This is a genomic window from Sulfitobacter sp. CB2047, assembly GCF_000735125.2.
GTDB classification, from domain to species: Bacteria; Pseudomonadota; Alphaproteobacteria; order Rhodobacterales; family Rhodobacteraceae; genus Sulfitobacter; species Sulfitobacter pontiacus.
In genome coordinates this window covers 997,374-1,022,478 of sequence record NZ_CP072613.1, presented here as the reverse complement: position 1 = coordinate 1,022,478, position 25,105 = coordinate 997,374, and the positions used below count along the sequence as shown (strand labels likewise).

Annotated in this window: 27 protein-coding genes; 11 read left to right on the top strand and 16 right to left on the bottom strand. The window is 63.2% G+C overall.

The annotated features are described in order from the left end of the window. Position 1: 1 nt before the first annotated feature. Genes glp through IV89_RS04950 form a run of 4 tightly spaced genes read right to left on the bottom strand, consistent with a single transcriptional unit; the run spans position 2 to position 4,048 of the window. Positions 2-2,077: a gephyrin-like molybdotransferase Glp gene (glp, locus tag IV89_RS04965; protein WP_037944791.1), complete on the bottom strand. Its 2,076-nt coding sequence runs from the start codon at positions 2,075-2,077 to the stop codon at positions 2-4. After that, the gene (gene mobB / locus IV89_RS04960; protein ID WP_037944792.1) at positions 2,074-2,565 is read right to left on the bottom strand and encodes a molybdopterin-guanine dinucleotide biosynthesis protein B; all 492 of its coding nucleotides are present in this window, start codon (positions 2,563-2,565) and stop codon (positions 2,074-2,076) included. Before mobB ends, glp begins: the two co-directional genes overlap by 4 nt. Next, positions 2,562-3,164: a molybdenum cofactor guanylyltransferase MobA gene (mobA, locus tag IV89_RS04955; RefSeq protein WP_005849625.1), complete on the bottom strand. Its 603-nt coding sequence runs from the start codon at positions 3,162-3,164 to the stop codon at positions 2,562-2,564. The genes mobB and mobA overlap by 4 nt, the downstream gene beginning before the upstream one ends. After that, on the bottom strand, positions 3,161-4,048 hold the full coding sequence (locus IV89_RS04950) for a formate dehydrogenase accessory sulfurtransferase FdhD (protein WP_037944793.1): 888 nt from the start codon (positions 4,046-4,048) through the stop codon (positions 3,161-3,163). The genes mobA and IV89_RS04950 overlap by 4 nt, the downstream gene beginning before the upstream one ends. Before the next feature lie 48 nt (positions 4,049-4,096). Here IV89_RS04950 and IV89_RS04945 point away from each other — a divergent pair, with 48 nt between their 5' ends. Further along, entirely contained in the window at positions 4,097-4,831 is a 735-nt protein-coding gene (locus IV89_RS04945) for an AzlC family ABC transporter permease (protein WP_005849629.1), read from the top strand. Beyond that, the gene (locus IV89_RS04940) at positions 4,831-5,163 is read left to right on the top strand and encodes an AzlD domain-containing protein (RefSeq protein ID WP_009825231.1); all 333 of its coding nucleotides are present in this window, start codon (positions 4,831-4,833) and stop codon (positions 5,161-5,163) included. Before IV89_RS04945 ends, IV89_RS04940 begins: the two co-directional genes overlap by 1 nt. Here IV89_RS04940 and IV89_RS04935 read toward each other — a convergent pair. The 5 genes from IV89_RS04935 to IV89_RS04915 all read right to left on the bottom strand — a co-directional run bounded on the left by IV89_RS04935 (position 5,152) and on the right by IV89_RS04915 (position 9,263). Beyond that, positions 5,152-5,754 (bottom strand): hypothetical protein, encoded by a 603-nt coding sequence (locus IV89_RS04935; RefSeq protein WP_037944794.1) that lies wholly within the window; start codon positions 5,752-5,754, stop codon positions 5,152-5,154. The genes IV89_RS04940 and IV89_RS04935 overlap by 12 nt on opposite strands. 31 nt (positions 5,755-5,785) lie before the next feature. Further along, complete coding sequence (locus IV89_RS04930) at positions 5,786-5,920, bottom strand: aa3-type cytochrome c oxidase subunit IV (protein ID WP_005849635.1); 135 nt, start codon at positions 5,918-5,920, stop codon at positions 5,786-5,788. 89 nt (positions 5,921-6,009) lie between these two features. Then, positions 6,010-6,495 (bottom strand): DUF6173 family protein, encoded by a 486-nt coding sequence (locus IV89_RS04925; RefSeq protein WP_005849637.1) that lies wholly within the window; start codon positions 6,493-6,495, stop codon positions 6,010-6,012. A 3-nt stretch (positions 6,496-6,498) separates the two neighbouring features. Continuing rightward, the gene (locus IV89_RS04920) at positions 6,499-7,548 is read right to left on the bottom strand and encodes an MBL fold metallo-hydrolase (protein WP_005849639.1); all 1,050 of its coding nucleotides are present in this window, start codon (positions 7,546-7,548) and stop codon (positions 6,499-6,501) included. Continuing rightward, entirely contained in the window at positions 7,548-9,263 is a 1,716-nt protein-coding gene (locus IV89_RS04915) for an acyl-CoA dehydrogenase (RefSeq protein ID WP_037944795.1), read from the bottom strand. Before IV89_RS04915 ends, IV89_RS04920 begins: the two co-directional genes overlap by 1 nt. Before the next feature lie 152 nt (positions 9,264-9,415). Between IV89_RS04915 and IV89_RS04910 the strand changes: the two genes are divergently transcribed. Further along, complete coding sequence (locus tag IV89_RS04910) at positions 9,416-10,360, top strand: L-threonylcarbamoyladenylate synthase (protein ID WP_037944797.1); 945 nt, start codon at positions 9,416-9,418, stop codon at positions 10,358-10,360. 27 nt (positions 10,361-10,387) lie between these two features. Here the strand turns inward: IV89_RS04910 and IV89_RS04905 are convergent, their stop codons facing one another. Further along, a complete protein-coding gene (locus IV89_RS04905; RefSeq protein ID WP_235183807.1) occupies positions 10,388-10,948 on the bottom strand; it encodes a YqgE/AlgH family protein in 561 nt (186 codons plus the stop codon). Between the two features lie 129 nt (positions 10,949-11,077). Here IV89_RS04905 and IV89_RS04900 point away from each other — a divergent pair, with 129 nt between their 5' ends. Continuing rightward, on the top strand, positions 11,078-11,875 hold the full coding sequence (locus IV89_RS04900; protein WP_235183808.1) for a protein-disulfide reductase DsbD domain-containing protein: 798 nt from the start codon (positions 11,078-11,080) through the stop codon (positions 11,873-11,875). Here the strand turns inward: IV89_RS04900 and IV89_RS04895 are convergent, their stop codons facing one another. From IV89_RS04895 to IV89_RS04875, 5 genes are all read right to left on the bottom strand, one after another. After that, positions 11,876-15,277: an efflux RND transporter permease subunit gene (locus tag IV89_RS04895; RefSeq protein WP_037944799.1), complete on the bottom strand. Its 3,402-nt coding sequence runs from the start codon at positions 15,275-15,277 to the stop codon at positions 11,876-11,878. A gap of 4 nt (positions 15,278-15,281) precedes the next feature. Beyond that, positions 15,282-16,742, bottom strand: coding sequence for an HlyD family efflux transporter periplasmic adaptor subunit (locus IV89_RS04890; protein ID WP_037944801.1), 1,461 nt, complete (start codon positions 16,740-16,742; stop codon positions 15,282-15,284). A 142-nt stretch (positions 16,743-16,884) separates the two neighbouring features. Then, positions 16,885-17,427, bottom strand: a complete 543-nt coding sequence (gene moaB / locus IV89_RS04885) for a molybdenum cofactor biosynthesis protein B (RefSeq protein WP_005849653.1) — start codon at positions 17,425-17,427, stop codon at positions 16,885-16,887. Further along, on the bottom strand, positions 17,424-18,032 hold the full coding sequence (locus IV89_RS04880; RefSeq protein WP_037944802.1) for a LysE family translocator: 609 nt from the start codon (positions 18,030-18,032) through the stop codon (positions 17,424-17,426). The genes moaB and IV89_RS04880 overlap by 4 nt, the downstream gene beginning before the upstream one ends. Beyond that, a complete protein-coding gene (locus IV89_RS04875; protein ID WP_037944803.1) occupies positions 18,025-18,798 on the bottom strand; it encodes a uracil-DNA glycosylase in 774 nt (257 codons plus the stop codon). The genes IV89_RS04880 and IV89_RS04875 overlap by 8 nt, the downstream gene beginning before the upstream one ends. Positions 18,799-18,954: 156 nt before the next feature. Here IV89_RS04875 and IV89_RS04870 point away from each other — a divergent pair, with 156 nt between their 5' ends. The 7 genes from IV89_RS04870 (at position 18,955) to IV89_RS04840 (ending at position 23,714) form a co-directional block, all read left to right on the top strand. Beyond that, entirely contained in the window at positions 18,955-19,902 is a 948-nt protein-coding gene (locus IV89_RS04870) for an aspartate carbamoyltransferase catalytic subunit (protein ID WP_009825243.1), read from the top strand. Then, positions 19,899-20,339: a hypothetical protein gene (locus tag IV89_RS04865; protein ID WP_037944805.1), complete on the top strand. Its 441-nt coding sequence runs from the start codon at positions 19,899-19,901 to the stop codon at positions 20,337-20,339. Before IV89_RS04870 ends, IV89_RS04865 begins: the two co-directional genes overlap by 4 nt. After that, a complete protein-coding gene (locus IV89_RS04860) occupies positions 20,336-20,851 on the top strand; it encodes a hypothetical protein (protein WP_037944806.1) in 516 nt (171 codons plus the stop codon). The genes IV89_RS04865 and IV89_RS04860 overlap by 4 nt, the downstream gene beginning before the upstream one ends. Beyond that, a complete protein-coding gene (locus IV89_RS04855) occupies positions 20,848-21,384 on the top strand; it encodes a hypothetical protein (RefSeq protein ID WP_037944808.1) in 537 nt (178 codons plus the stop codon). Before IV89_RS04860 ends, IV89_RS04855 begins: the two co-directional genes overlap by 4 nt. A 155-nt stretch (positions 21,385-21,539) precedes the next feature. Further along, positions 21,540-22,820, top strand: a complete 1,281-nt coding sequence (gene pyrC, locus IV89_RS04850; protein ID WP_037944809.1) for a dihydroorotase — start codon at positions 21,540-21,542, stop codon at positions 22,818-22,820. A gap of 2 nt (positions 22,821-22,822) precedes the next feature. After that, positions 22,823-23,434 carry a glycerol-3-phosphate 1-O-acyltransferase PlsY gene (gene plsY, locus IV89_RS04845; protein WP_005849669.1) on the top strand — a complete coding sequence of 204 codons (612 nt, stop codon included), beginning with the start codon at positions 22,823-22,825 and terminating at the stop codon, positions 23,432-23,434. Between the two features lie 4 nt (positions 23,435-23,438). Then, positions 23,439-23,714, top strand: a complete 276-nt coding sequence (locus IV89_RS04840) for a hypothetical protein (protein WP_037944810.1) — start codon at positions 23,439-23,441, stop codon at positions 23,712-23,714. Here IV89_RS04840 and IV89_RS04835 read toward each other — a convergent pair. After that, positions 23,708-25,078 (bottom strand): glutamate--cysteine ligase, encoded by a 1,371-nt coding sequence (locus tag IV89_RS04835; protein ID WP_037944812.1) that lies wholly within the window; start codon positions 25,076-25,078, stop codon positions 23,708-23,710. The two genes, IV89_RS04840 and IV89_RS04835, sit on opposite strands and share 7 nt — an antisense overlap. Positions 25,079-25,105 lie beyond the last annotated feature (27 nt).

The window sequence follows — 25,105 nt, the reverse complement described above, 5'->3', positions numbered from 1 at the left end:
GTCAGGTGATCCCGAAAGACCCATAGGGAATATAGCGCACCAGATCGCCCGGCTGGATGTCGGCCGCGGCGTCCGGGAGTTCCACCAATCCTTCGGCCCAAGCCAGCCCGCTGATCCGCCCCGACCCTTCAGAGGCAAAGACCTGCACCCGCCCGTCGCGCATCCGCGCGCGCAGATACTCGCGCCGCCCAGGTTTCTTGCGCTTGCTGAAATCTGCGGGCACGTCGAACCCCTGCGGTTCAGGCCAGTCCTGCCCCGCCAGCCGCGCCAACGCGGGGCGCGCGAAAATCAGGGTGCAGACCATAGCCGCCACGGGGTTGCCCGGCAGACCAAAAACCGGCGCGCCTTGCCACATGCCAAGCGCTAAGGGCCGCCCCGGTTTGACCGCAATGCGCCACAGGTCAAGCGCCCCCGCCTCGGACAAAAGGGCCGACACGTGGTCTTCATCCCCCGCCGACGCGCCACCGCTGGTCAGGATCGCATCGACACGGCCCTGCGTCTCATCCAGCCGCCTGCGCAAAGCAGCGCGATCGTCACCCACATGCCCCAGATCCACGCCCTGATGGCCGAACTGCGATACCAACCCCAGCAACATCGGGCGGTTCGCATCGAATATCTGCCCGTCGGCCGCGGTTTGACCGGCCTCGACGATCTCGTCCCCTGTCGATAGCACGCCAACGCGCAACGGCCGATGGGTCGACACAGACGCCGTGCCCGTGGCCGCGAGCAAGGCGATATCCGCCGCTGTGATCCGTCGTCCCGCACGCAGGGTTACGGCACCCGCCGTCACATCCTCCCCCGCTTTGCGGGTATTGGCACCCTGTTTCACCGGACCGTTAAACCGCAGGGTGCGCCCGTCGATGGTCACGTCTTCTTGCAGCACCACGGTATCGACGCCTTCGGGCAGCGCGGCCCCTGTCAGCACACGGAGCGCCTGCCCTTCGGCAAGCGCCCCCGGCGCGTCGCCTGCCGCAGCGCGTCCCTCGGCCAGCGGCATCGCATGGGCCCCGGCCTCGCGCCCGCCCGCAAAGCCATAGCCATCAACAGCCGTATTTGGCAGCGGCGGATTGGCGCGGCGTGCCAGCACATCCGCCGCGGCGATGCGCCCCAAGGTGGCAGCCAAAGCCACGTCTTCGACAGGGGTCACCGGATGCAGCCGTGCCCGCAGCTGCGCCAGCGCTTCGTCCACCGGCGTCCAATGCACGCCCGGCGGCAGGGCAAAACAGTCGTTGCGCAGGGGGGGCGGGGCCTTGAGCAGATGTTCGAACCCCAGACCGAAGATCCAACCCTCTTCCGCTGCCTCGACATCCAGCATCTGCGCCAGATCGGCGGCGGTGACGGCGGCCAGCTGCCGTGCAAGCTCCTGCACCTGCCACGCATCCTTGACCCTGTTGTCAGGGGCGGGCCCCACGGTAAGCGACGGCCATATCTCGGCAAAGACCACCTGCGCATCCGGCTTTTCAAACGGCCAGACCGCGACATGATCGGCAAAGCGAGCACGCAGGCGTGACAGCACAGGCAGCCCCATGACCACCTGCGACCCGACAGCCCCTGCCCCCGCCATTTGCCAGCAGGTGAAACTGCCCTTGGCACGCTGTTCCGCCGCGCGCTTGTCGGGAAACGGGTTGGCGTAGCCCGCCTTGGTGCGCGGCAGCCCTGCGATATCGCGGTTGGGCAGCCCGTTGGCCCAGAAAGGGCCGCTGCCATCGCCCAGACCCAGATTGATCTCTGCCACCAGATCGAAACGGTTGTTACGGCCTGGCGCGTCTTCGACCCGCGCCTCGAACCACTCCCACAGGGCGAAGGGATCGTCGCTACCCGTCAGGGCCTCGGCAAAACCGCTGGGGTAGGCAAAGGGGAAATCGAAGCCGATGAACAGGCGGCGATCCTGCGCCAGCTCTGCTTCGATCAACGCGGCGATCCACGCCTCTGCCTCGGACCGGTTGCGCAGATAGACAGGCGGGTCCGAGATGCCCCCGCGCGACACCCCCGCCCAAATCGCATCTTTGCGCGGGGTTGGTCCGGTGTCATTACCGCCGGACCAATCGACCACAACAAACGTGTCGAAATGGCTCACAAGCCCACCTCGGCCAGAATGAAATCGGCGATGGTGCTGGTGTCATTCAGATCGAATACGGGGCGATCCAACGTCATGGGGGTGTCGCTGGCAATCGCTTTGATCGTCGTATCCTCCGGCGCGATCAGCGCGTTGCCGGTTTCGGCCCGATGCGCTTCGACCTTGGCGTGACCGTCGCGTTTGTAGCCTTCGACCAGCACCAGATCGACGGGCGCAAGCTTGGCCAGCAGCGCGTCGAGCGTCGGTTCATCCTCGCCATGCAGCTCATGCATCAAGGCAAAGCGGTTGCGCGAGGCCAACAGCACCTCGCGCGCGCCAGCGACACGGTGGCGGTGGCTGTCCTTGCCCGGGTGATCCACGTCAAAACTGTGGTGCGCATGTTTCACGGTAGACACTGAAAACCCGCGGCCCGTGATTTCGGTCACGAGGCGTTCCATCAGCCCCGTTTTGCCTGCGTTTTTCCAGCCGACAACGCCGTAAACTCTCATAGCATCTCCTGTGCGCGGGCCAGATCTTGGGGGGTGTTGATATTAAAGAACGCGTCCTCATGGGGGAACAGTGCTTCGCGCCCCTCATGCGTTTGGGTCCACATTACGACCTTGCGCAGCCCCCCTTGCAAGGCGGCGCGCAGATCGTCACGCAGCGCCACGGGCCAGAGGCCAAAGGTCGGATGCCGCGCGGTGCCGCGTTTGGCATCCGGCGTCGCGGCAAGCACCAGCGGATGGGTCATCCCCTCGCTTGCCAGCAACAGCTGCGGCACCAGATCACCGGGGAAGAACGGCGTGTCTGCCGCCGCCGTGACGATGGTATCCGCGCCTTGTTCAGCGGCCCAATCCAGCCCGGCCAGCACGCCCGCAAGGGGGCCGGCGAACCCGTCGATACTATCGGGCAACACCGGCAGCTTCAGCCCCGCAAACCGCGCGGCATCACCATTGGCATTCAACGCGACGCGATCCACCTGCGGGGTCAGCCGTTCAATCACATGACCCAGCACGCTTTGACCGCCAAGCTGCAACAGCCCCTTGTCGCCGCCGCCCATCCGCGTCGCCTGCCCACCGGCAAGGATCACCCCAAGTGGCTGTTTCATGCGCTGCCCTTTCGCCCAGATCGTTTCGGTTCATCCGCGATTCCGTCGGGGTCCGCGTCACGGATCAACCGATCCTCGCCCGCCAGACACATAAAGCGTTTGCCCTTCATCCGGCCGATCAGCGTCAGCCCGACCTGCTGCGCGATCTCTACCCCCCAGGCGGTAAAGCCGGAGCGCGACACCAGCGCGGGGATGCCCATCATCGCGGTCTTGATCACCATCTCGGACGTTAGCCGCCCCGTGGTATAGAGGATCTTATCCTCGGCCGAGACTTTTTCAGAAAGCATCCAGCCCGCGATCTTGTCGACCGCGTTGTGGCGACCCACGTCTTCCATATAAACCAGCGGGCGATTGCCCTGACACAGCACCGTGCCGTGAATCGCCCCGGCCTCTAGGTACAGGCTCGGCGTGCGGTTGATCTGCGCGCTAAGGTCATACAGCCACGAGGTCCGCAGCGGGGTCGTGGGCAGAGACACATCCTCTAGCCCCTCCATCATATCGCCGAAAACCGTACCGACCGCACAGCCGGAGGTCCGGGTCTTCTTGCGCATCTTGTCTTCGTAATCGGTTTTGCGGGCGGTGCGGACCACGACGACCTCAAGCTCTTCGTCATAGTCGACGCTCGTGATATCCTCACCGTCGCGCAGCATGCCCTGATTGCGCAAGAACCCAAGCGCGAGGTATTCGGGGTAATCGCCGATCGTCATCGCGGTGACGATTTCCTGCGCGTTCAGATAGATCGTCAGCGGGCGTTCCTCGACCACATTGATCGTTGTTTCTGCCCCTGTTTGGTCGCGCCCGGTCACAGCACGGGTCAGCCGCGCCAACCCCGGTTGCGGTGCGATCAAATAAGCATCGGTGTCTGTCTTGACGGACAATTGCATCCCCCCAAAGCGGCAGTTAAGCATGTCCCGGCAATCTAGGGGGAACGCATGGCCATCACCACCACGAAATCGGCCTTTCGAAAAGGTCTTGCCGACGCCGCACCCTTTGTTCTGGTGATCATTCCCTTTGCGTCGCTGTTTGGCATCCTCGCCACCGAGGCGGGATTGAACGTATTCGAAACGCTCGCCTTTTCGGTTGTGGTCATTGCGGGGGCAGCACAGTTCACGGCGTTGCAACTGATGCAGGAACATGCCCCGACGGCGATCGTGCTGGCCTCTGCGCTGGCGGTGAACCTGCGGATGGCGATGTATTCCGCGTCGCTGACCCCTTACATCGGCTCCGCCCCGCTGTGGCAGCGCGCGCTGGCGGCCTATCTGACGGTCGATCAATCCTATGTCTGCGCAATGGCGCAGTACGAGAAACAGCCCGATATGACGATCCCGCAGCGGATGGCGTATTTCTTTGGCTGCGTGACCCCGATTGTGCCGCTGTGGTATTTGTTCACGCTGGTGGGGGCGATGGTGGGCGCGCAGATCCCCGAAAGCTGGGCGCTGGACTTTGCGCTGCCAATCACTTTTCTGGCCATGATCGCGCCGATGTTCCGCACGCCGGCCCATGTGGTCGCGGCGCTGGTCGCCTCTGTCGCGGGGCTGCTGACGGCGGGAGTGCCCTATTCGCTGGGGCTGATCATCGCGGGGCTTGCGGGGATGATGGCCGGTGCGCAGACAGAGCTTTGGCTGGAACGGCGCCAGCCCCAACACCCTGAACAGGACGCGGTATAATGGATCATATCAACACCGGCACACTTTGGTTCGTGATCATCGCCCTTGGCATCGGCAGTTTCGGGCTGCGCTTTGTCTTTACCGGATTGGTGGGCGACCGCGAGATGCCCGCATGGCTGCTGCGACACCTGCGCTACACGGCGGTGGCGATCCTGCCCGCGCTGGTGGCTCCGCAGGTGATCTGGCCCGCAGCCACGGACGGGCAGCTTGATCTGCCGCGCATGGCGGCAGCGGCTGCGGCCCTGACAATCGGGGTGATCACCAAAAACGTGCTGCTCGCCATCATCAGCGGTGCAGCAACGCTTTACAGTCTGCTTTGGTTACTGGGCTAGAAGCGACGCCTGCACCGCGTCGATCACATCGCCTTCGTCATTCTCGTAGTATTTTGTCGTCGTGACACCGGGCAAGCTGGCGAACTGTTCGCTGAGCTTGGCCGGATAGAAGGTCTTGGAGATGCTTTCGAACCCTTGGACCTGCGACAGAATGCCCGAGGTCGCATTGGCGCAGAACGCCCCTGCTACCGTGCCGTTCGACATCACAAGCTGCAAGATCTGTTCCGCCTGCGCGTCCGTCACCTGAAGTTCCTGGCTGACAACATGGTAGGTGCTGCGTGCGTGCGAGGATTTGTAGCCCTGAATCCACTCGGGCGTCATACCGTAAAGCACGTCGCCGCGTTCGATCACGCGCGGATCGCGGAAGGAACCGGCGGGGTCAAAGATCACCTGCTGCGAGCCATTGACCAACAGCGCCGTATGGCCGCCGCTGCCGGTGCGGTTGTTGATCATTGTCATCAACGTGATGGATCGCGGCCCCGGTGCCACATAGGCGGCCGCCGCGACTTCTGCCGGTGTGTTATCAATCCCGGTATCATTCGCACAGGCCGCAAGCAGCCCGACGCAGGCCAAAGCCATCCAAACACGCATAGAAATATCCCGTCGGTTAGGTTTGCCCGCCTTAGCGCGCGAAGATCGCCATAAAGACCAGAATGGCAATAATCACGATGCACGACCATTTGACGAAGTTCATGAAGCTGTCAAAAGTCTTCTCGTGCGTGCTGGTGTCCATCGAGCCGTGTTCATGTTTGGCCATTTGCGCGATCCTTGTCTTAACGTGCGTATGATTTGAACTGGGGAATACTGTATTCATCTGCCTATGTCACGGCATCAAAATGCGCGGGATCAGGTGTTTTCGCCTGTCTGTGCCGGCTCTTGCGTCTCAAGGTCTTGCGCCAAGCGGAAACCGATACGATTCGCGGGGGCTTCCTGCACCGCTTTGGGCAGCGCACGCAGGGCGACATTCAACTGGGTGACATGCTGCACCAGCTGCATCCGTGCCCCGGCGTTGTCCTTGCCGTAAAAGGTCACGATGTCCGGGTCGAAATAGCCCATACCCTCGATCCGCAGCACACCGGCGTCACCGCCAGCGAACCCCATCGCAACCTCGTGATCGCCATCCAGCTGCTCTTCGAAATTTCTAAGGTAAAGCACGACCCGCTCGTAGGCCCATTGCGCTGGTGATTTCTGCGCGGCGGGCTTTTGGGTCATCCCCTTTGGCACCGGCTGGTCAGAGGCATTGCGTCTGTCGGGGTCCGAATGCACCTCGTAGAGGCGCGGCAGCGCGTCGGCCTCGATCGCCTCGGCCGCTGTCTTGATCTCGTTATCCATCGGTCAGCCCTTTGATTGATACACCCAAGCCCCGTCCAGCGCCCGCAAGCTGCGTGTGGCACGGCCCGTTTGGTAAAGATGGCTGAGATGGGCGACCGCTTCAACCAGCGCCAGACCGTATTCGCCTTCGCCGATGTTGCGCTTGAACAGGGTCGAGAAACATTCAGACGCCGATTTCGGCTCTGCAATCGCCTTTTCCAGACGGCGCAGGGCGCTGTGGTGATTCTCTATCAACTGGCGCATGCGGGTGGGCAGACCAGTGAAGGGCAGCTTGTGCCCGCCAAGCACCAGATGATCCTCCCGCGCGAGCAATGACAGACGGTCACAGGCCTCGATCCATTCGCCAATAGGGTCGGCCATGGGTTCGGTGGCATAGACCCCGACGTTAGGGCTGATGGACGACAGGATCTGATCCCCTGCAATCACCAAATTGTCATCACGGCTCCAGAAGGTGGCGTGTTCGGGGGCGTGCCCATTGCCCATATGCACGTCAAACACGCGCCCCCCGATGGTGATCTCGTCGCCCTGTTTGATCCGCGTAAAGCCAAGCGGCAGAGGCGAGACGATGTCGGCAAAGTTGAATGGCCGCTCGGAGGCGCGTTTCTCGTACAGCGCGGCATCCATCCCCGAAAGTTTGTAGAAAGCCAGCGTCTCGGCTGGCGGTGCTTCTTGCGGGTCCAGGGTCAGCATCCGCGCGGTCAACCACGCGGTGCGCGTCGTCACCAGCTCTGCCCCGTGTTCGGTCTGGAACCAGCCCGCCAACCCGATGTGATCGGGGTGGTGGTGGGTCACGATCACCCGCGACACCGGCTTGCCGCCCAAGGGCCCCGCGATCAGGTCCGTCCACAGCGCCTTGGACTTTTTCGACGCGAACCCCGTGTCGATGATCGTCCAGCTGTCGCCTTCGTCAAAGGCATAGACGTTGACGTGATCCAGCTTCATCGGCAGCGGCAGACGCAGCCATAGCACGCCGGGGGCGACCTCTATCGCCGCATCATGGGCGGGCGGCGTCTCCCAGGGGAAACGCAAACCGGTGGGTGCGGTATCAGGCATCAGGCGGCCAGTTCGTCAGCGGAAAGCGCGAAAAGATCAGCCTCGCCCGCTTGGGCATGGGCCAGCAGGCCAGCGTGTTCCGGCAACAGACGCAGGATGTAGAACCGCGCCAGCTTTTCGCGCGGCCCGCCCTTATCGGCCAGCGCCGCCTTGAGGTGCATATGCGCGCCAAGCACCCGTGCAAAGGCCCGCAGGTATGGCACCGCTCCGGCAAAGCGCGTGTCCATGTTCGATTGCTCGGTCAGCCAGTCGGTCGCCTCGCGCAGGGTTTCCGATGCTTGCCACAGGGCATCGGTCATATTCGGAAAAACGTCGCGGGCGGCTTCGGCGTCTGCCTCGATCTCGTCCAGCAAACGGTTCGCGGCCTCGCCCCCGTCCATCATCTTGCGCGCGACCAGATCCATCGCCTGAATGCCATTAGTGCCTTCGTAAATGGCGGTCACCCGCACGTCGCGGCTGTACTGCGCGGCACCGGTTTCTTCGATAAAGCCCATGCCACCGTGGACCTGAACGCCCATTTCAGCGACGGCCATGCCGGTGTCGGTGCCAAACGCCTTGGCAATCGGGGTCAGGAAGGCCGCGCGGGCTTTCCATTCGGCCTGACCGGTGGCGTTCGTCATGTCGATGGCCTTGGCACAGCACAGCGCGATGGCGCGGGCGGCAAAGGTTTCGGCCTTCATCGTCATCAGCATGCGGCGCACATCGGCGTGGTCCACGATTGTGCCGGTGCCGTCAGGGCGCGATGTCTTGCCCTGTTTACGGTCCAGCGCATAGGCCAGCGCGTGCTGATAGGCCGCTTCGGCGATGCCGATGCCCTGCCCGCCGACGCCAAGCCGCGCGTTGTTCATCATCGTGAACATCGCCGCCATGCCGCCTTGCTCGGGCCCCACCAGCCAGCCGGTCGCCTTGTCGTATTGCATCACGCATGTCGGAGACCCGTGAATTCCCAGCTTGTGCTCAAGGCTCACCACCTTGAGGCTATTGGCATTGCCGAGGCTGCCGTCGCCATTGGGCAGGTATTTCGGCACAAGGAACAGGCTGATGCCTTTGGTGCCCGCAGGCGCACCGGGCAGACGCGCCAGGACAAGGTGGCAGATGTTGCCGCCAAAGTCGTTGTCGCCCCAGGTGATATAGACCTTCTGACCCGAGATCGCATAGGTGCCGTCGCCATTGTCTTCGGCCTTGGTCGCCAGTGCCCCCACGTCCGACCCCGCTTGCGGTTCGGTCAGGTTCATCGTGCCGGTCCATTCGCCGCTGATCAGCTTGGGCAGGTACAGCTCCTTGATCGCGTCGCTGGCGTGATGCTCAAGCGCTTCGATCTGGCCCTGGCTCATCAAGGGGGCAAGTTGCAGGGACAGGCAGGCGCCGCTCATCATTTCGTTAACGGCGGTCGTCAGGGTCATGGGCAGGCCCATGCCGCCGAATTCGGGGTCGGCGGACATGCCGATCCAGCCGCCTTCGGCCACGGCCTTGAACCCGTCGGCGAAACCGGGCGAGGTGCGCACGACGCCGTTTTCAAGCTTGGCGGGGGTCTGGTCGCCGGCGCGTTGCAGCGGGGCCAGAACGTCATTGGTCATCTTGCCCGCCTCTTCGAGGATCGCGCGGGTGACGTCTTCGCTGGCGTCCTCGAAGCGGTCGGTCTGACGCACAGCGTCCAGCCCTACGACATGATCAAACAGAAAGGCAAAATCTTCGACAGGGGCGCGATAGGGCATAGTTTTCCTCCATTAACGCGTTCGTCTGCTTGGCAAACCGAACAGCGACCTGATAAGCCCAAGGCGATACTCCGGGCTGTTGCGGCGAGAATGTCGCTCAAGCCTGCACACCGCAACCCAAAACGCGGCGTCATCCCCCGTGAGAGAAGCCAATGACCGAGATTCTTCCAGCCGACCCTTCCGGCATTTCCCGTGCCGCCACCCTGCTGCAGCAAGGCGCATTGGTCGCGCTACCGACTGAAACGGTCTATGGTCTGGGGGCGGATGCGCGAAACGGGACGGCAGTGGCGGGCATCTACGAGGCCAAGGGCCGGCCCAGCTTCAACCCGCTGATCATCCATGTCGCCGATGTGGACCAAGCACGGCGCTACGGGCGCTGGTCCGACACCGCCGAGATTTTGGCAAGCGCCTTCTGGCCCGGTCCGATGACACTCGTGCTGCCTCTGGCCGACGGGCACGGGCTCTCTTCGCTGGTGACGGCGGGGCTGGACAGCGTCGGCATCCGCGTGCCCGCGCACCCCACGGCCCGCGCCATTCTGCGTGCGCTTGGCGGTCCTGTGGCGGCCCCCTCGGCCAACCCCTCGGGCAAGATCAGCGCCACGACGGCGCAACATGTTCTGTCGGGGCTTGGGGGGCGGATCGCCGCTGTGGTTGATGACGGCCCCTGCACCGTGGGTCTGGAAAGCACCATCATCGGCGTGAACCAGCCCCGCCCCACGTTGCTGCGCGCAGGCGGGCTGCCGTCCGAGGCGATAGAGGCCGCTCTTGGCGGACCGCTGGATGTGGCCGACGGGGCAGAGATTATCGCCCCCGGTCAGCTCGCCTCTCACTACGCGCCCCATGCCAGCGTGCGTCTGAACGCCCAAGCGGCGACGGATGGAGAGGTTTACCTTGGCTTTGGCGCGGCAAGCGGGAGCGGGCCGGATGACCTGACCCTATCGGCCAGTGGCGATCTGGTGGAAGCGGCAGCGCATCTGTTTGACCGACTGCACGCGCTTGACCGGCTGCGCAAACCGATTGCGGTGGCCCCGATCCCTGAAACCGGTCTGGGCCGTGCCATCAATGACCGCTTGCGCCGTGCGGCGGCACCGCGTTAGGGCTTTTGCCCCGCCGATCCTCGCAATTCAGGCCCGCCCTGCTGTCGCGCTTAGCCCCAAAGGGTCCACCCCGATAGAGGTCAGCGCCGCTCCCCATTTGCGCGCATCGGGCAGGTCGAACAGGATTGCGCTATCGCCTTGGCAGGTCAGCCAGCCGTTCTGGGCAATCTCAGCCTCTAGCTGGCCCGCGGCCCAACCGGCATAGCCCAGCATCAACATCGCCCGACGCGGCCCCTTGCCGCGGGCGATGTCTTCGAGGATGTCCAGCGTCGCGGTCATCGCCACCCCATCCGCGATATCCGTCGTCTGCATCACGGACCGGTATTCGGCGCTGTGCAGGACAAAGCCGCGCTCTGTCTCGACGGGGCCACCCACATGCACCCCCAGACCGGAAACATCGTCCATGTCCACATCGCTAAGCCGGTCAAGCACATCGCCAAGCTTCAGATCAGCGGCGGGTTTATTGACGATCAACCCCATCGCGCCTTCGTCATCATGCGAGCAGATAAAGATCACCGAATGATCGAACCGAGGATCCCCCATACCGGGCATCGCTACCAAAAGCTGGCCGGTCAGATCCATTTTCATGCTGTCGTCCTTATGCGTCATTCCAATAGCATGACCTGCGCCCCTGCGGCTTTCAACCCCCGCGACTGCAACACATCATAATGCAAACGTGACTTGGCAAACCGGGGGCAGATGGCCCATGAAAGCGCCATGACCAGAAAAATTCTTGGCCTGATGGCCGCTGCCCTTATCGCCCCGCTGCCCGCTTCTGCGATGGACGTGATCCACGGGGAAATCCTGCAAGGCTGGGTACTGCCCGATGGCAACCGTATGGCCGCGATCCGTATGACGGTGGAACCGGGCTGGAAGACCTACTGGCGCGCGCCCGGTGACATGGGTATCCCGCCCAGCTTCGACTGGTCCGGCTCGCGCAACCTGTCGGCGGTGGCCGTGGAATGGCCTGCGCCCACAGTGTTCCGCGAACCCAATCTGACCACCATCGGATACAAGGATCAGGTCGTGTTGCCGCTGCGGATCAGCGTACCCGACAAAGGGGCCCCCGTCACGGTCCAGACCACCATTGATCTGGGCGTGTGCAGCGACATCTGCGTGCCCGCCTCGCTTGAGCTGAGCGGCGTGATCGACACCACCACAACCCGCGCCGATCCAGCGATTGCCGCCTCGTTGGCGCAGCGCCCGTTTTCGGCGAAAGAGGCCCGCGTGAAAGACGTGACCTGCACCATCGGTATGGCAGGCGCGGACCTGACACTGGACGCCGCGATCACCCTTCCCCCCGCGGGCGGGCAAGAGCTGGTGGTGATCGAAACCGGCAACCCAGATCTCTGGGTCAGCGAGGCAGATACCACCCGCAAGGGCAACGTCCTGCATGCGCGGGTGGACGTGGGTCACGTCAGTGGCGGCCCCGTGGCACTGAACCGGTCGCACATCCGCATGACGGTATTGGGCAGCAAGCAGGCCGTCGATATTGTGGGATGCAATGCGGGCTGATCACATGGCCCGTTTGCGACGCGACAGCAGCAACGCCACCGCGCCGACGATATAGCCCACTAGCGCGATCAAAGCCGCCCCGGCCAGGAACAGCAGCAGCGCCGCGCTGCGCGGGGCCATCGCCCCCAGCTTAGGCAGCAGCTCGACCAGTGCGGGATGCAAGCCGCCTGTCACCGCAACCCACCCCAGCGTGGCCCCACCCCACAGCACCACCAGCACCCAAAGCGCCAGAATGCCAAGGCGCAGCCCCCCTGCCCGTGCCCGCATGGCCCGACGTATCGCCCGGATCTGGCGACCGATATCATGCTGCGCCGCGACCAGCGCAGGCACGACCAGCAACACCAGAAACATGCCAAAACCCAGACCATAGACCAGCGTGATCACCGTGGGCTTCAGGAACTGCGCCTGCTGGCTTTGCTCATAGAGCAGCGGGGCCATGCCAAGGACCGTTGTCAGCGTGGTCAGCATCACCGGCCGTAACCGGTCCGCCGCGCCATCGATGATCGATGGGATCACTCCACGGGTGGCTCCGTATTCGTCAATGGTGCCGACCAGAACGATGGAATCGTTGATGATGATCCCTGTCATCCCCAACAGGCCCACGACTGTGAACATGCTCAGCGGCACCTCCCACAGGGCGTGCCCGTAGATTGTGCCGACCAGACCAAAGGGGATCACCGCCATCACCACCATGGGCCGCGTCCAACTGCCAAAAACCCAAGCGAGAACAAGGTAGATGCCCGTCAGCACAAGGATCAGGCCGGTCAGCGCATCCGACAGAAACGTATCTTCCTGCTCGCTCAACCCGCCGATGCGGAAATCCACCTGCCGTTCAGAGGCGATGCGCGGCAGGATATCCTCGCGCAGGGCCGTCGTGATCTCACTTGCGCGGGCGGGGTCATCCTCTGATATGTCGCCCGTGACCGAAATCAGACGGATGCCATTCTCGCGCCGGACCGTGCTGAAGCCGGTGCGTCGGTCCACGCTGACGATATCGGCCAGCGGCACATATTGCCCGTCCGGCGTGCGCATCTGCGTCCGTTCAAGGAAATCCGCGGTGAGCTCTCCCTCGGGCAGTTCAACCCGGATTGTCGCCGATCGTGGGCCGTCGGGATAGGTCGCCGCCTCGATCCCGCCCAGACGGTGGCGCAGCACCCGCCCCAAGGTATCAATCGTGAACCCAAGCGCCTGGCCCTGCGGCGTCAGATCAAGGATCAACTCTTCCTTGTCATAGGCCAGATTATCCTGCACCGCGCTGACTTCGGGATATTGCCGGAGGGCATCTTGCAGATCCTGCGATGCGGCTTTCAACACCTGCGTGTCAGCGCCGTAGAACTGCACATCCAGCGCGTCCCCCCCGGGACCCGAGCGCCAGCCGCGAAAGCTGACGGTTTCGGCAAGGGGATGATTGACCACCGCGTCTTGCAGTTCGGCGACAAAGGCGAAGCTGGAATAGGGGCGCAGGTCGGCGTCGATCAGCTCGATCGAGATGCCGCCCAGCAGATCGGCGTCCTTGCTGTCGGCCCCGTCCAGACCACGCCCCGCATTGCCCCCGACCTGCGCGATCACATAGTCGATGGGGTTGGTGCCGTATTCCTCGGCGTATTGCGCGCCCAGCGCTTCTGTCGCGCGTTGCATTTCGCGCATCATCGCCAGCGTATCGTCGCGGGTGGCCCCTTCGGCCATGGCAAAATTACCCGTCACCGACCCGCGTTCAGGCGCATTGAAGAACCGCCATTGCACGTCACCCCGGATGAACAGCGCCACCTGCGAGGCCAGCACAGCGACCACACCGGCAAGCACCACATAGCGCGCGCGGATCACCCCCGCCATGAAGGGGCGGAACAGCCGTTCGCGCACCCAGAGAAACCCGCGATTGACCACTCGGCTGGGCAGGTCATACCACCGTTGCTTGGCCCCTGCTGCCATCGCATGGGCCATATGGTTCGGTAGGATCAGAAAACATTCAACCAGTGACGCGGCCAGCACGGCAATCACTGTGAGGGGGATATCCCCGATCAGACTGCCAAAGCGCCCGCCCACGGCAAGCAGACCGAAAAAAGCAATGATCGTTGTCATCGTTGCGGCAAAGACCGGCATCGCCATCCGCCGCGCCGCATTCTCTGCCGCTTGCATGGGAGGCTCGCCCAGCTCTTTGTGGCGATAGTCCGCGTGTTCGCCCACAACGATCGCATCATCAACCACGATGCCAAGCGTGATGATCAACCCGAACAAAGAGATCATATTGATCGTGATCCCCCCCGCATACATCAGCGCAATCGCCGCGGCCATCGACGCAGGTATGCCCGCGGCCACCCAGAAGGCCGTGCGCGCATTAAGAAAGAGGAACAGCAACCCCACCACCAGTGCGAGCCCCATCAGCCCGTTATCAATCAGCAGGTCCAACCGCCCGGTGATCGCCTCCGCCCGCGTGCGGATCAGCTCTATCGTCACGCCCTTGGGCAGCATCACAGCCATATCCGCCGCGACGCTTTCGACGCTATGCTGGATACCGATGGCATCCCCCCCGTCAGAGCGGTCAATACGCACAGAGATCGCGGGATCATCCCCCACGAAATATCCTACCTCTCGGTCGGAGCCCTGCTCGATCACCCGTGCCACGTCCCCGACCAGCAATGACGACCCGTCCGCATTGCTGCGCAACACGACGCGAGATAGGGCATCCGCGCTACGCTTCGCGGTGCCGGTGCGCACGCGCGCATTGGCACCTGTCACATCACCGGCGGGGTTGGCGTCCACCTCGGCCGCGATCACGGCGGCGATTTCGGCCATGGTGATGTCGTGACGGATCAGTCTGGTCGACGGCACCTCGATCAGGGTTTGCGGCGCCGCGACCCCCTGAATGGTGCTGCGCGTTACACCCGCCGCGAACAGCCGCGTGACGAATTCATCCGCGAAACGCCCCAGCTGTTCCGCGCTGATCGGGCCCGTGATCACCACATCGGTCACACGGTCGCGCCAGATACCACGCCGGACCACCGGATCTTCGGCATCTTCTGGCAGTGTAGTAACCGAATCTACCGCCGTTTGCACATCCGTCGCGGCGCGGGCCATGTCCCAATTGGGCTCGAACTCTAGCGAGACGGTCCCGCTGCCCTCGCGCGAGGCAGCGGTGGAGCTTTCGACCCCTTCGACCGCCAGCAAGACCGGTTCAAGCACCTGAACGATGGCACTGTCCACATCGTCGGCCCCCGCCCCCTCCCAAACGGTAGTGACCGACACACTGTCGATGATCACATCAGGAAAGAACTGCGCCCGCATATTCGGCGCAGCGGCCGCCCCGCAGACCAGCAGCACCACAAGCAGCAGGTTGGCTGCCGTCCGGTGACGGGTGAAATACGACAGGATTCCCCCTGCACGACCGGACATGCTGCGCGCCATCTCCCTAGCCTCCCATCCGGCTTTCAAGGCGTTCGATCATGCGCGCCGGCACCTGCGGCTCGGCCAGCTGCGCCAGCACGCGCGCCTTCGCCTCTTGGGGCATGCGGCTGTTCCCCTCGATAAAGGCCACAAGCTTTGCGCGACGCTCCTCTGTCAGGGCGATCATGCTGGGGACATCTCCCTGCGCGGTCTCGTCCGCCCCCGGACGCAACGGCTTTACCGCAATACCGGCCCCCAGCAGGGGCGACCGCGCCTCGACCACGTCGCGACCTTCGACCGGACCACGGACCAACACGTCGTCGCCCACGCGGCGCAGAACAGAGACCTGAATGCTTTCCAATCGGTTCTCCGCATCCAGCACCAAGACCGCTCCCGTGGCATCAAGGGCAGAGCTTGGCAGGCGGATCACATCGTCCAGCGCAGGTTCACGCACATGTACCGTCGCGAAATCCCCCGGTTTGAACCCCGGTGCCTGCGTCAACGAGGCAAAGATCAGACGCCCGCTGGCCCCCTCGCCCGCAGCGGCCCCCGCGCGGGTGATCTGGCCGCGGGCCTCAAGGTCCACGCCCGCGACATCAAGGCGCGCCGTTACCTCTGCCTTGATCAACCGGCCCTGTGCATCCAGCAGGCGCGCGTATTGCGCGGTCGAGATGCGAAAGGAAATCTCCAGATCATCCGGCGCGATCAGCTCTGCCAGCCTCTCGTTCGCGGAGACCAAGCGCCCCTCGACGACCGAGGTTTCGCTCAGCGCCCCATCGAACGGCGCGGTGATCGTGGTTTCCTTTAACGCACGCTGCGCATCCTCCAACGCGATTTGAGCGTTGGACAACAAGCGCACCGCGTTATCCACGCGCGCTTCTGTCTGGGTCACCACCTGTCGACGCGCAAGAACGGCCTGTCGCGCGCTTGAGGCAGCGAGCTCCGCCGTTTCCGTCGCCGTCGCGGTGCCGACACCGCGTTCGCCCAGATCACGCTGGCGGTCAAACGCGCGGTTGCGCAGCGCGGCCTGCTCTTCGGCGGCGGCAAGCTCGTCCAGTCCCAATGCCAAAGCGCGGTCCGCATCGCGCCCCTCAGCCTCTGCATCGCGTACGGCACTTTGCGCCCGTGCTACCTCGGCCAAAGCGTCCGAACGGTCAAGGCGCACCAGAACCTGACCCGCTGTGACCTGCCCGCCCTCTTCGAATTCCGGTGCCAGCTCGACCACGCGCCCGCCCACGGCCGCACGCAACTCTAGCGTGCGGCGGCTTTGCACCGCGCCAAAACTTTGCAGCACCGGCACATCGGTCCCAGACTGCGCACGCACCACATTGACCGAGAACACCCGCTCACGCGGGGCGCGCTCGGGCGGCGTGTCGGTCAAACGCTGCTGAACCGCCCCGCCAATGAGGTCCGCCGCAAGCACCAGAAACCCCAATGTCGCCGCTGCCAGAAACAACCCGATCATGCTTTGCCGTAGAAAACGCATCTTGCCCCGATCCTATTTCGTCCGTGCCAGCTTACCCCGCAGGCCTGCAGAACAAAATCACAGTTGTGACAGCCACGCACGGCTTATCACGCCCATCGCAAAGCAGCGCGGGAAAATTGGGTTAAATTCATCGCCCCAGCTGCTATTTCCGGCGTTGGTGTTCATCCAGACGCGGCATGATCTCAACGAAGTTGCAGGGCTTGTGCCGATAGTCGAGCTGTTTGATCAAAATCTCGTCCCACGCATCCTTGCACGCCCCCGGAGACCCGGGCAGCGCGAAGAGATACGTCCCCTGGGCGACGCCAGCGGTGGCCCGGCTTTGCACCGCCGAGGTGCCGATCTTCTGCATGGATACGATCGTGAACACGGTGCCGAATGCATCGATCTCTTTCTCGTAGACATCGCGATGTGCCTCGACCGTAACATCGCGCCCCGTCAGCCCTGTGCCCCCCGTGCTGATCACCACGTCAATCTCAGGGTCGGCACACCAGTCGCGCAACTGGTCGGCAATCTCGCCGCGCTCATCGCGGATGATGCTGCGTGCCGCGAGGAAATGCCCCGCTTCAGCGATGCGCGCGACCAAGACATCGCCTGACCTGTCTTCGGCCAAACCCCGGGTATCGGATACCGTCAGCACCGCGATACGCACGGGGATAAAGTCAATCGTCTCGTCAATCCGGCTCATGTCCGCTCCAATACTGCAAGGCGTGCGGCGAGGGCCACGAAAATACCGCTGCTGATCCAGCGCAGCGCCTGCCCGCCCCCCACCATCCGGCGGCCGAGGCCACTGGCAAACACACCGACCAAGGCGTTGATGATCAACCCGCCAAGCGACAGTACGGACCCCAGCATCAGAAACTGCAGCAAAACCGGCCCCGCTTCTGGCACAACGAACTGCGGGACAAAGGCCAGCACGAAAAGGATCACCTTGGGGTTCGTCAGGTTCACGATCAAACCGCTGCGAAACGCGGATTTCGGCGCAGGCACGGGATTTGCGGCCGCCCCGCTGCTACGCCAGGTCTGCACGGCCAGCCACAAAAGATAGCCAACCCCGATCCAGCGGATCACATCAAAGGCCCACGGCAGGGCCGCCACCACCGCACCAAGGCCAAGCCCCGCCAAGGTCACATGCACCATACCGCCGAGGGCGACCCCCGCACTGGCCGCAACCGAGGCGCGCGGACCAAAGCGCATGCCCTGCCCCAGACAAAACAACATATCCGCGCCCGGTGTCAGGTTCAGCGCCAGGGCGGCGGGCACAAAGGCCAGCAATGTGAGGGGATCAACCATGCGTCAATTTCGCTTTCAGTGAGAGTAAATCGGCCCAGGCCTCGCGTTTGAACTCGGGGCTGCGCAGCAGATAGGCGGGGTGGAACATGGGCAATGCGGGTAACCCCTCGGCTTGCGTCCACTGACCGCGCAAGCGGGTGATGCCACGTTTGCCCAGCAACGCCTGCGCGGACCAATTGCCAACGATGACCAATACCTCGGGCTTGGCCAAAGCGATATGCCGCGCCAGAAACGGCTTCATCATCGCGATTTCATCCGGCTTCGGATCGCGGTTCTGCGGCGGCCGCCAGGGCAAGACATTGGTGATATAGACAGGCGACGTCTGGTGATGACGCCCCATGTCGATGGCCGCGAGCATCTTGTCCAGCAACACGCCGGCACGCCCGACAAAGGGGCGGCCCTCGCGGTCTTCGTCTCGTCCCGGAGCCTCGCCCACGATCATCACCCGTGCCCCCGGCGTTCCGTCCGAGAAAACCATTTTGCGCGCGCCGCGTTTCAGCTCGCAATGCTCGAAGGCGGCCATGGCGGCACGCAATTCATCCAGCGTCGCAGCCCCTGCCGCGGCCTGTGTCGCCTCTGCCACCACGTCCGGCCCTTGGGCGGCCAAAGGCACCGGTCCGCTCTTGCCCTTTTGCGCCGTCGGCTTCTCGACCGCGGCGGGCACCTCGTAGCGGTTCACCGGCGCATCGCAAATCGCCTCGGTCGCGCCAAGTTCGATCTGCCAATGCAAAAGCGCAAGCGCCTGATGATAATCCACTGATTCCATGCGCCCAACTTACGCGCTGGTGTCGGCAATAAAAATGCCAACTTCCAAATGGTCTTAAATCCAACGCGGCCCCCATGGCCGGATGCCCCCGCCCGACGACTTGCCCCGCCCTGCGCCGCCGCCTATAACGCCAAAAATAACGTGGGGTCCGCCGTCATGAGTTTCGCACACCGCCATCTTCTGGGCATTGAACACCTGTCCCAGGACGACATCACAACCCTGCTTGATCTGGCCGACAGCTATGCCGATCTGAACCGCCAGCCCCATAAACACAGCGACGCGCTGAGCGGGCTGACACAGATCAATATGTTCTTCGAAAACTCCACCCGGACGCAGGCGAGCTTCGAGATCGCGGGCAAGCGGTTGGGGGCGGATGTGATGAATATGGCGATGCAGGCGTCCTCGATCAAAAAAGGCGAAACCCTGATTGATACGGCAATGACGCTGAACGCCATGCACCCCGATCTGCTGGTGGTCCGCCATCCACAATCCGGTGCCGTCGATCTGCTGGCGCAGAAGGTGAACTGCGCGGTGCTCAATGCGGGCGACGGGCGGCATGAACACCCTACGCAAGCACTGCTGGACGCGCTGACGATCCGTCGCGCCAAGGGTCGCTTGCATCGCCTGTCCATCGCCATCTGCGGCGACATTGCCCATAGTCGCGTGGCACGGTCCAACATCATGCTGCTTGGCAAGATGGAGAACCGCATCCGCCTTATCGCGCCGCCGACGCTGATGCCCGCGCAAATCGGTGAATTCGGCGTCGAAGTCTTCGATGATATGGAAGAAGGGCTGAAAGACGTTGATGTTGTGATGATGCTCCGCTTGCAAAAAGAACGCATGGATGGCGGCTTTATCCCCAGCGAACGCGAGTATTATCACAGATATGGGCTGGACGCCGAAAAACTGGCCCATGCCAAGCCCGATGCCATCGTGATGCACCCCGGCCCGATGAACCGCGGGGTAGAGATCGACGGAACGCTTGCCGATGACATCAACCGCAGCGTCATTCAGGATCAGGTAGAGATGGGCGTCGCCGTGCGCATGGCCGCGATGGACCTGCTGGCGCGCAACCTTGTCGACAGCCGCAAGGCCACCGCATGACCGCAGCCCCGCCCGAAGAACAGGACCTGCTGCACTGGCGTATCTCGCCGCGGGCGTTCTTTTGGCGGTGCGTGGCGCTGGCGGTGCTGACCATGTTGTTTACGCTGCCCTTGCTCATCTGGCTGGACCCGATCACCTGGCTGCTGGCCTCGGTCCTGATTGCGGTCTTCTACATGTGGGTGTTTGAGGAATTCCAGATCTGGTACAGCAACCGCAATACCGTCTGGCGGCTGACCAACCGTGCGCTCTACATCAACTCCCCCGATACGGCAGAGCCGCTGGTCCTGCCGTTGACCGACATCCGGTCGATCGGGAAACTGTCCTTGTGGTCGATCAGTCTTGGCCTGCCTGACGGCCAGCGGATCACCTTGCCGCTGGTGCCGAACCGGGCAGAGACCAAGGCCCGCCTTGCCCAAGCGATAGAGGCGGCATCATGAGCGATCGTTTTTGGCAAGACCTGCTTGAACCCGAGGAAGAGCTGCTCTGGACGGGGCGCCCCCGCCCCAAGCTGTCGCTGCGCAATTTTCAGCTCTTCGGCCCCTTTGTCGGGGCCATTGGCACCGTGGTCGCGGGGGCATTTGTGCTGCGGGGCAACACCCTGCCCGTGTCGCAATCGGTCGTGGTGGCGGTGATCGTCGCGCTGGTGGCGCTGTCGTTGCTGCGCGGGATGAAACGTCTGACCGACCTGCGCCGCACCCGCTATGCGCTGACCAACCACCGCGCCCTGTTTTTCAAACTGACCCGCGACGGCACCCGTGCCAAAGCTTTTCCCCGCAGCGCCGAGACGAAACCCGATCTGCGCCCGACCAGCCCGCCGTCGGTTTTCTTTATCCGGCATGAACAGCTGGGCAATCCGGCACGCGCCGCGCATCTAGGATTTGAATATGTCGAAGACAGCGACAGATTAAGTGCATTGATGGTAACCCCGTACAAAGGTGCAACACGATGACACAACTCGAAATCCCCAAGGGCGAGATCGGCCAGATCCGCCTGTTTGCCGTGAACCGCCCGATTGACGAATTGGCCCGCGACCTGCGCAACGACAGTAAAGAGGCGCTGATTGCTGATCTGCTGGGCCGCCCTATGCCCGAAGGCGCGGCCGAGCTGTTCCCCGTGTCTGATCTGACCGGCGTAGGTCTCGCCTCCTATCTGGGTGATGGCTATGCGGTGCCGCGAGAACAGATCAGCCGCGACCGCGCGCGATTAGATGCGCTGGACGGCTATGTATTGCTGCTGTTCTCCTCGGCCTTTGACGGGCAGGAAGCGACGCTGGACCTTGGCCCCGAACTGACGATGATCGGCACCTATGGCGAGGCGCAGCCCGATATGTCCGTCACCCCGCTTGAGGCTGACTCCGCGCAGCCCTACACCGGTGCCGCGGATATGACCCCGAAATCCCCGCCCAAGGGCGGCGCCGGCGGTATGATCGTGCTTTTGGCGGTGATCGTGCTGATCGGTCTTATTCTATGGTGGCTGCTGTGAAAGAACCCAAACCCGATCCCAAGATGTCCGGCCGTATCGCCATGATTGCCCTGCTTGTCGCCTTTGGCGTGGCGGGCATGATGGTGTGGATCGGGTCCTGACCTTTCTGACCGCCCCCGCGGCACCCCTGTTTTCCTAACGACGAAGGCCCCTCCATGACCCTGCATTTTATCAACGCGCAGCTGATCGACCCCGAAGCAGGCACCGTCACCCGCGGCACGATTCGGGTCGAGGATGGCAAGATCGCGGCGGTACTCGACGATACCGCACCGATCCCCGGGGATGCGCAGGTCGTGGATTGCCGTGGGAAATACCTGGCCCCCGGTATCGTCGATCTGGGCGTCAAGGTCTGTGAACCCGGGGAGCGGCACAAGGAAAGCTTCCGCTCTGCGGGGCTGGCAGCGGCTGCGGGTGGGGTCACGACAATGGTCACCCGCCCCGACACCGACCCCACCATCGACAGCCCCGAAGTGCTTGAATTCGTCACCCGCCGTGCGAACGAGGCCGCGCCGGTCAACGTCGTGCCCATGGCTGCGCTGACCAAGGGCCGCGAAGGCCGCGAGATGACAGAGATCGGGTTTCTCATGGATGCCGGTGCCGTGGGCTTTACCGATTGTGATCGCGTGGTGACGGATACCAAAGTATTCTCCCGCGCGCTGACCTATGCCCGTAGCCTTGGCGCGCTTGTCATCGCTCACCCACAGGAACCCATCTTGAGCACGGGGGCGGCGGTGACCTCTGGTAAATTCGCGTCGCTGCGCGGGCTGCCTGCCGTCTCGCCCATGGCGGAACGCATGGGGCTGGACCGCGACATCGCCCTGATCGAAATGACGGGCGCCCGCTATCACGCCGACCAGATCACCACCGCCCGCGCCCTGCCCGCGCTGGAGCGTGCAAAGAAGAACGGTCTGGATATCACCGCCGGGGTCGGCATCCACCACCTGACGCTGAACGCGCTGGATGTGGCCGACTATCGCACCTTCTTCAAGCTCAAGCCCCCCCTGCGCGACGAAGAGGATCGCATCGCCGTGGTAGAGGCCGTGGCCTCTGGCCTGATCGATATCATCTGTTCCATGCACACCCCGCAGGACGAGGAATCCAAACGGCTCCCGTTCGAGGAAGCCGCATCTGGGGCCGTCGCATTGGAAACCCTGCTGCCCGCAGCCTTGCGACTGGTCCATTCCGAGATGATCGATATCGCCACATTGTGGCGTGCGCTGTCGTTCAACCCTGCGAAACGTCTGGGGCTGCCCGGGGGGCGGATGTCCGTCGGTGCCCCCGCCGATCTGGTACTGTTTGATGATGGCGCGCCTTTCGTGATGAACCGCGAGGTTTTGCGGTCGAAATCGCGCAACACCCCCTTTGACGGGATGCGCATGCAAGGTAAGGTCTTGGAAACTTACGTTTCCGGCACCTGCATCTATAAGGCCTCCTGAATATGCCCCTGATCGACTCTTCCCTATTCGTGCTCCTGTTCTGGGCCGTTGCGGCCTATCTGATCGGGTCGGTCCCCTTTGGCATGGTGCTGACCCGCGCGATGAATCTGGGCGATCTGCGCAGCATCGGGTCGGGCAATATCGGTGCAACCAATGTGCTGCGCACAGGTTCCAAAAAAGCGGCGGCGCTGACGCTGATCCTGGATGGGGGCAAAGGGGCCGTTGCAGTGCTGCTGGCACGGCTCTTCGCGGGCGAGGACGCGGCCCAAATTGCCGCATTGGCCGCGATGCTGGGCCATTGCTATCCGGTCTGGCTGGGGTTCAAGGGCGGCAAGGGTGTCGCGACATTCCTTGGTGTGTTGCTGGCCCTTGCATGGCCCGTCGGCCTCGCCTGCTGTCTGGCGTGGCTGATCGCCATGGCCGTCACCCGCACCTCGTCCATCGGGGGGCTGGCATCCGCCGCGGCATCGACCTTTTTTATGATCTTCCTGGGCTACGGCAGCGCCCTGTTTCTGGGCATCCTGCTGACCCTGCTGGTGTTCTGGCGCCACCGCGAGAACATCAAACGCATCCGCGCGGGCACCGAACCCAAGATCGGTGCCAAGAAAGACTGACCCTGTGACGGCTACCGTAGACGCGCGCTTTTTGGACGCGTTCCACGCGCTGCCCGACGGCACGCACACCGGCAGATATCAAACCCGCCGCTATGTTTGGTCAAAAAGCACCTTTAATTCAGGTAAAAGCTGGAAACTGGTTGCCGAGGAATTAGGCGGTCCGGACTATATCAGCCTGAACCTCTATGCGCTGGCCAGCGGCGCACGTCTTTATCCCTGCGAAATGCCCGCGGCCAAGGTCATCGCCTTTGTCCGCGGGCTGATCATCGAGGATCAGTAAGAATAATCGGCGTAGATCCGGCTGAGGTCGCCCTTCCACTTGCCGTCATAATCCTCCAGCAGTTCGTCCGCGGGGACCTTGCCGGTCTCGATGCTCTCCTTCAGCGCGTTCAGGAAATGCGTCTCGTCCGGGACCATACCGCCCGCACCGCTGCGCGCCCGTGCTTTCAGACCTTGTTCGGACAGGGCCACGGCCTCGCGCGCGATGTCGTGCATGCGCACGCCGCCCACCTTGGCCTGCAACCCGTCGACAGAGGCCGCGACCCGCAGCGCCTCGCGCGTTTCGGCATCCCAGCCTTTAACCAGATCCCAAGCGCCATCCAGCGCCTGTTGGTCATAAGTCAGCCCGACCCAAAACGCGGGCAAGGCACATAGACGACGCCACGGCCCGCCATCAGCACCGCGCATTTCGATGAATTTCTTGATCCGCGCCTCGGGGAAGGCGGTGGTCAGGTGGTCCGCCCAATCGCTCAGCGTCGGCATTTCGCCGGGCAGCGCAGGCAGCTTGCCTTTCAGAAAGTCGCGGAAAGATTGCCCCAGGGCATCGATATATTTTCCATCGCGGTAGACAAAATACATCGGCACATCGAGCGCATATTCCACCCAACGTTCAAAACCCATGCCGTCTTCAAACACCCAGGGCAACATGCCCGTACGCGCCGCATCCAGATCACGCCACACGCGGCTGCGCCATGATTTATGGCCGTTGGGCTTACCTTCGAAAAACGGCGAATTCGCAAACAGCGCCGTCGCGACAGGTTGCAAGGCCAGTGCCACGCGCAGCTTTTGCACCATGTCCGCTTCGGACCCGAAATCAAGGTTCACCTGCACCGTGCAGGTCCGGCGCATCATGACCCGGCCCATCGTGCCGACCTTGGTCATATATTCGTTCATCAGCTTGTACCGGCCCTTGGGCATCAGATCCATCTGGTCGTGGGACCATTCCGGTGCCGCGCCCAAGCCAATGAACCCCGCGCCGATCCGGTCCGCCACATCGCGCACTTCGCGCAGATGGGTATTCACCTCGTCGCAGGTCTCGTGGATGGTTTCGACAGGCGCGCCCGACAGCTCCAACTGACCGCCCGGCTCGAGCGAGATATTGGCCCCGTCCTTGACCAACCCGATCAGCTTGCCGCCCTCTTCCACAGGATCCCAGCCGTGGCCGTCGCGCAACCCTTCCAACATGGCGCGGATCGAACAATCGCCCTCATAGGGCAAAGGCAGCAGCGTCTCTTTGTTGTAGCCGAATTTCTCGTGCTCGGTGCCAATGCGCCAATCTTCCTTGGGCTTGCACCCGTCCGCGAGGTAGTTGACCAGCTGGTCGTAACTTTCGATCGGGCCGCCGCCGGATTGAGGGATAGACATGTGGGGTGGCTCCGAGTTCAATTTCTG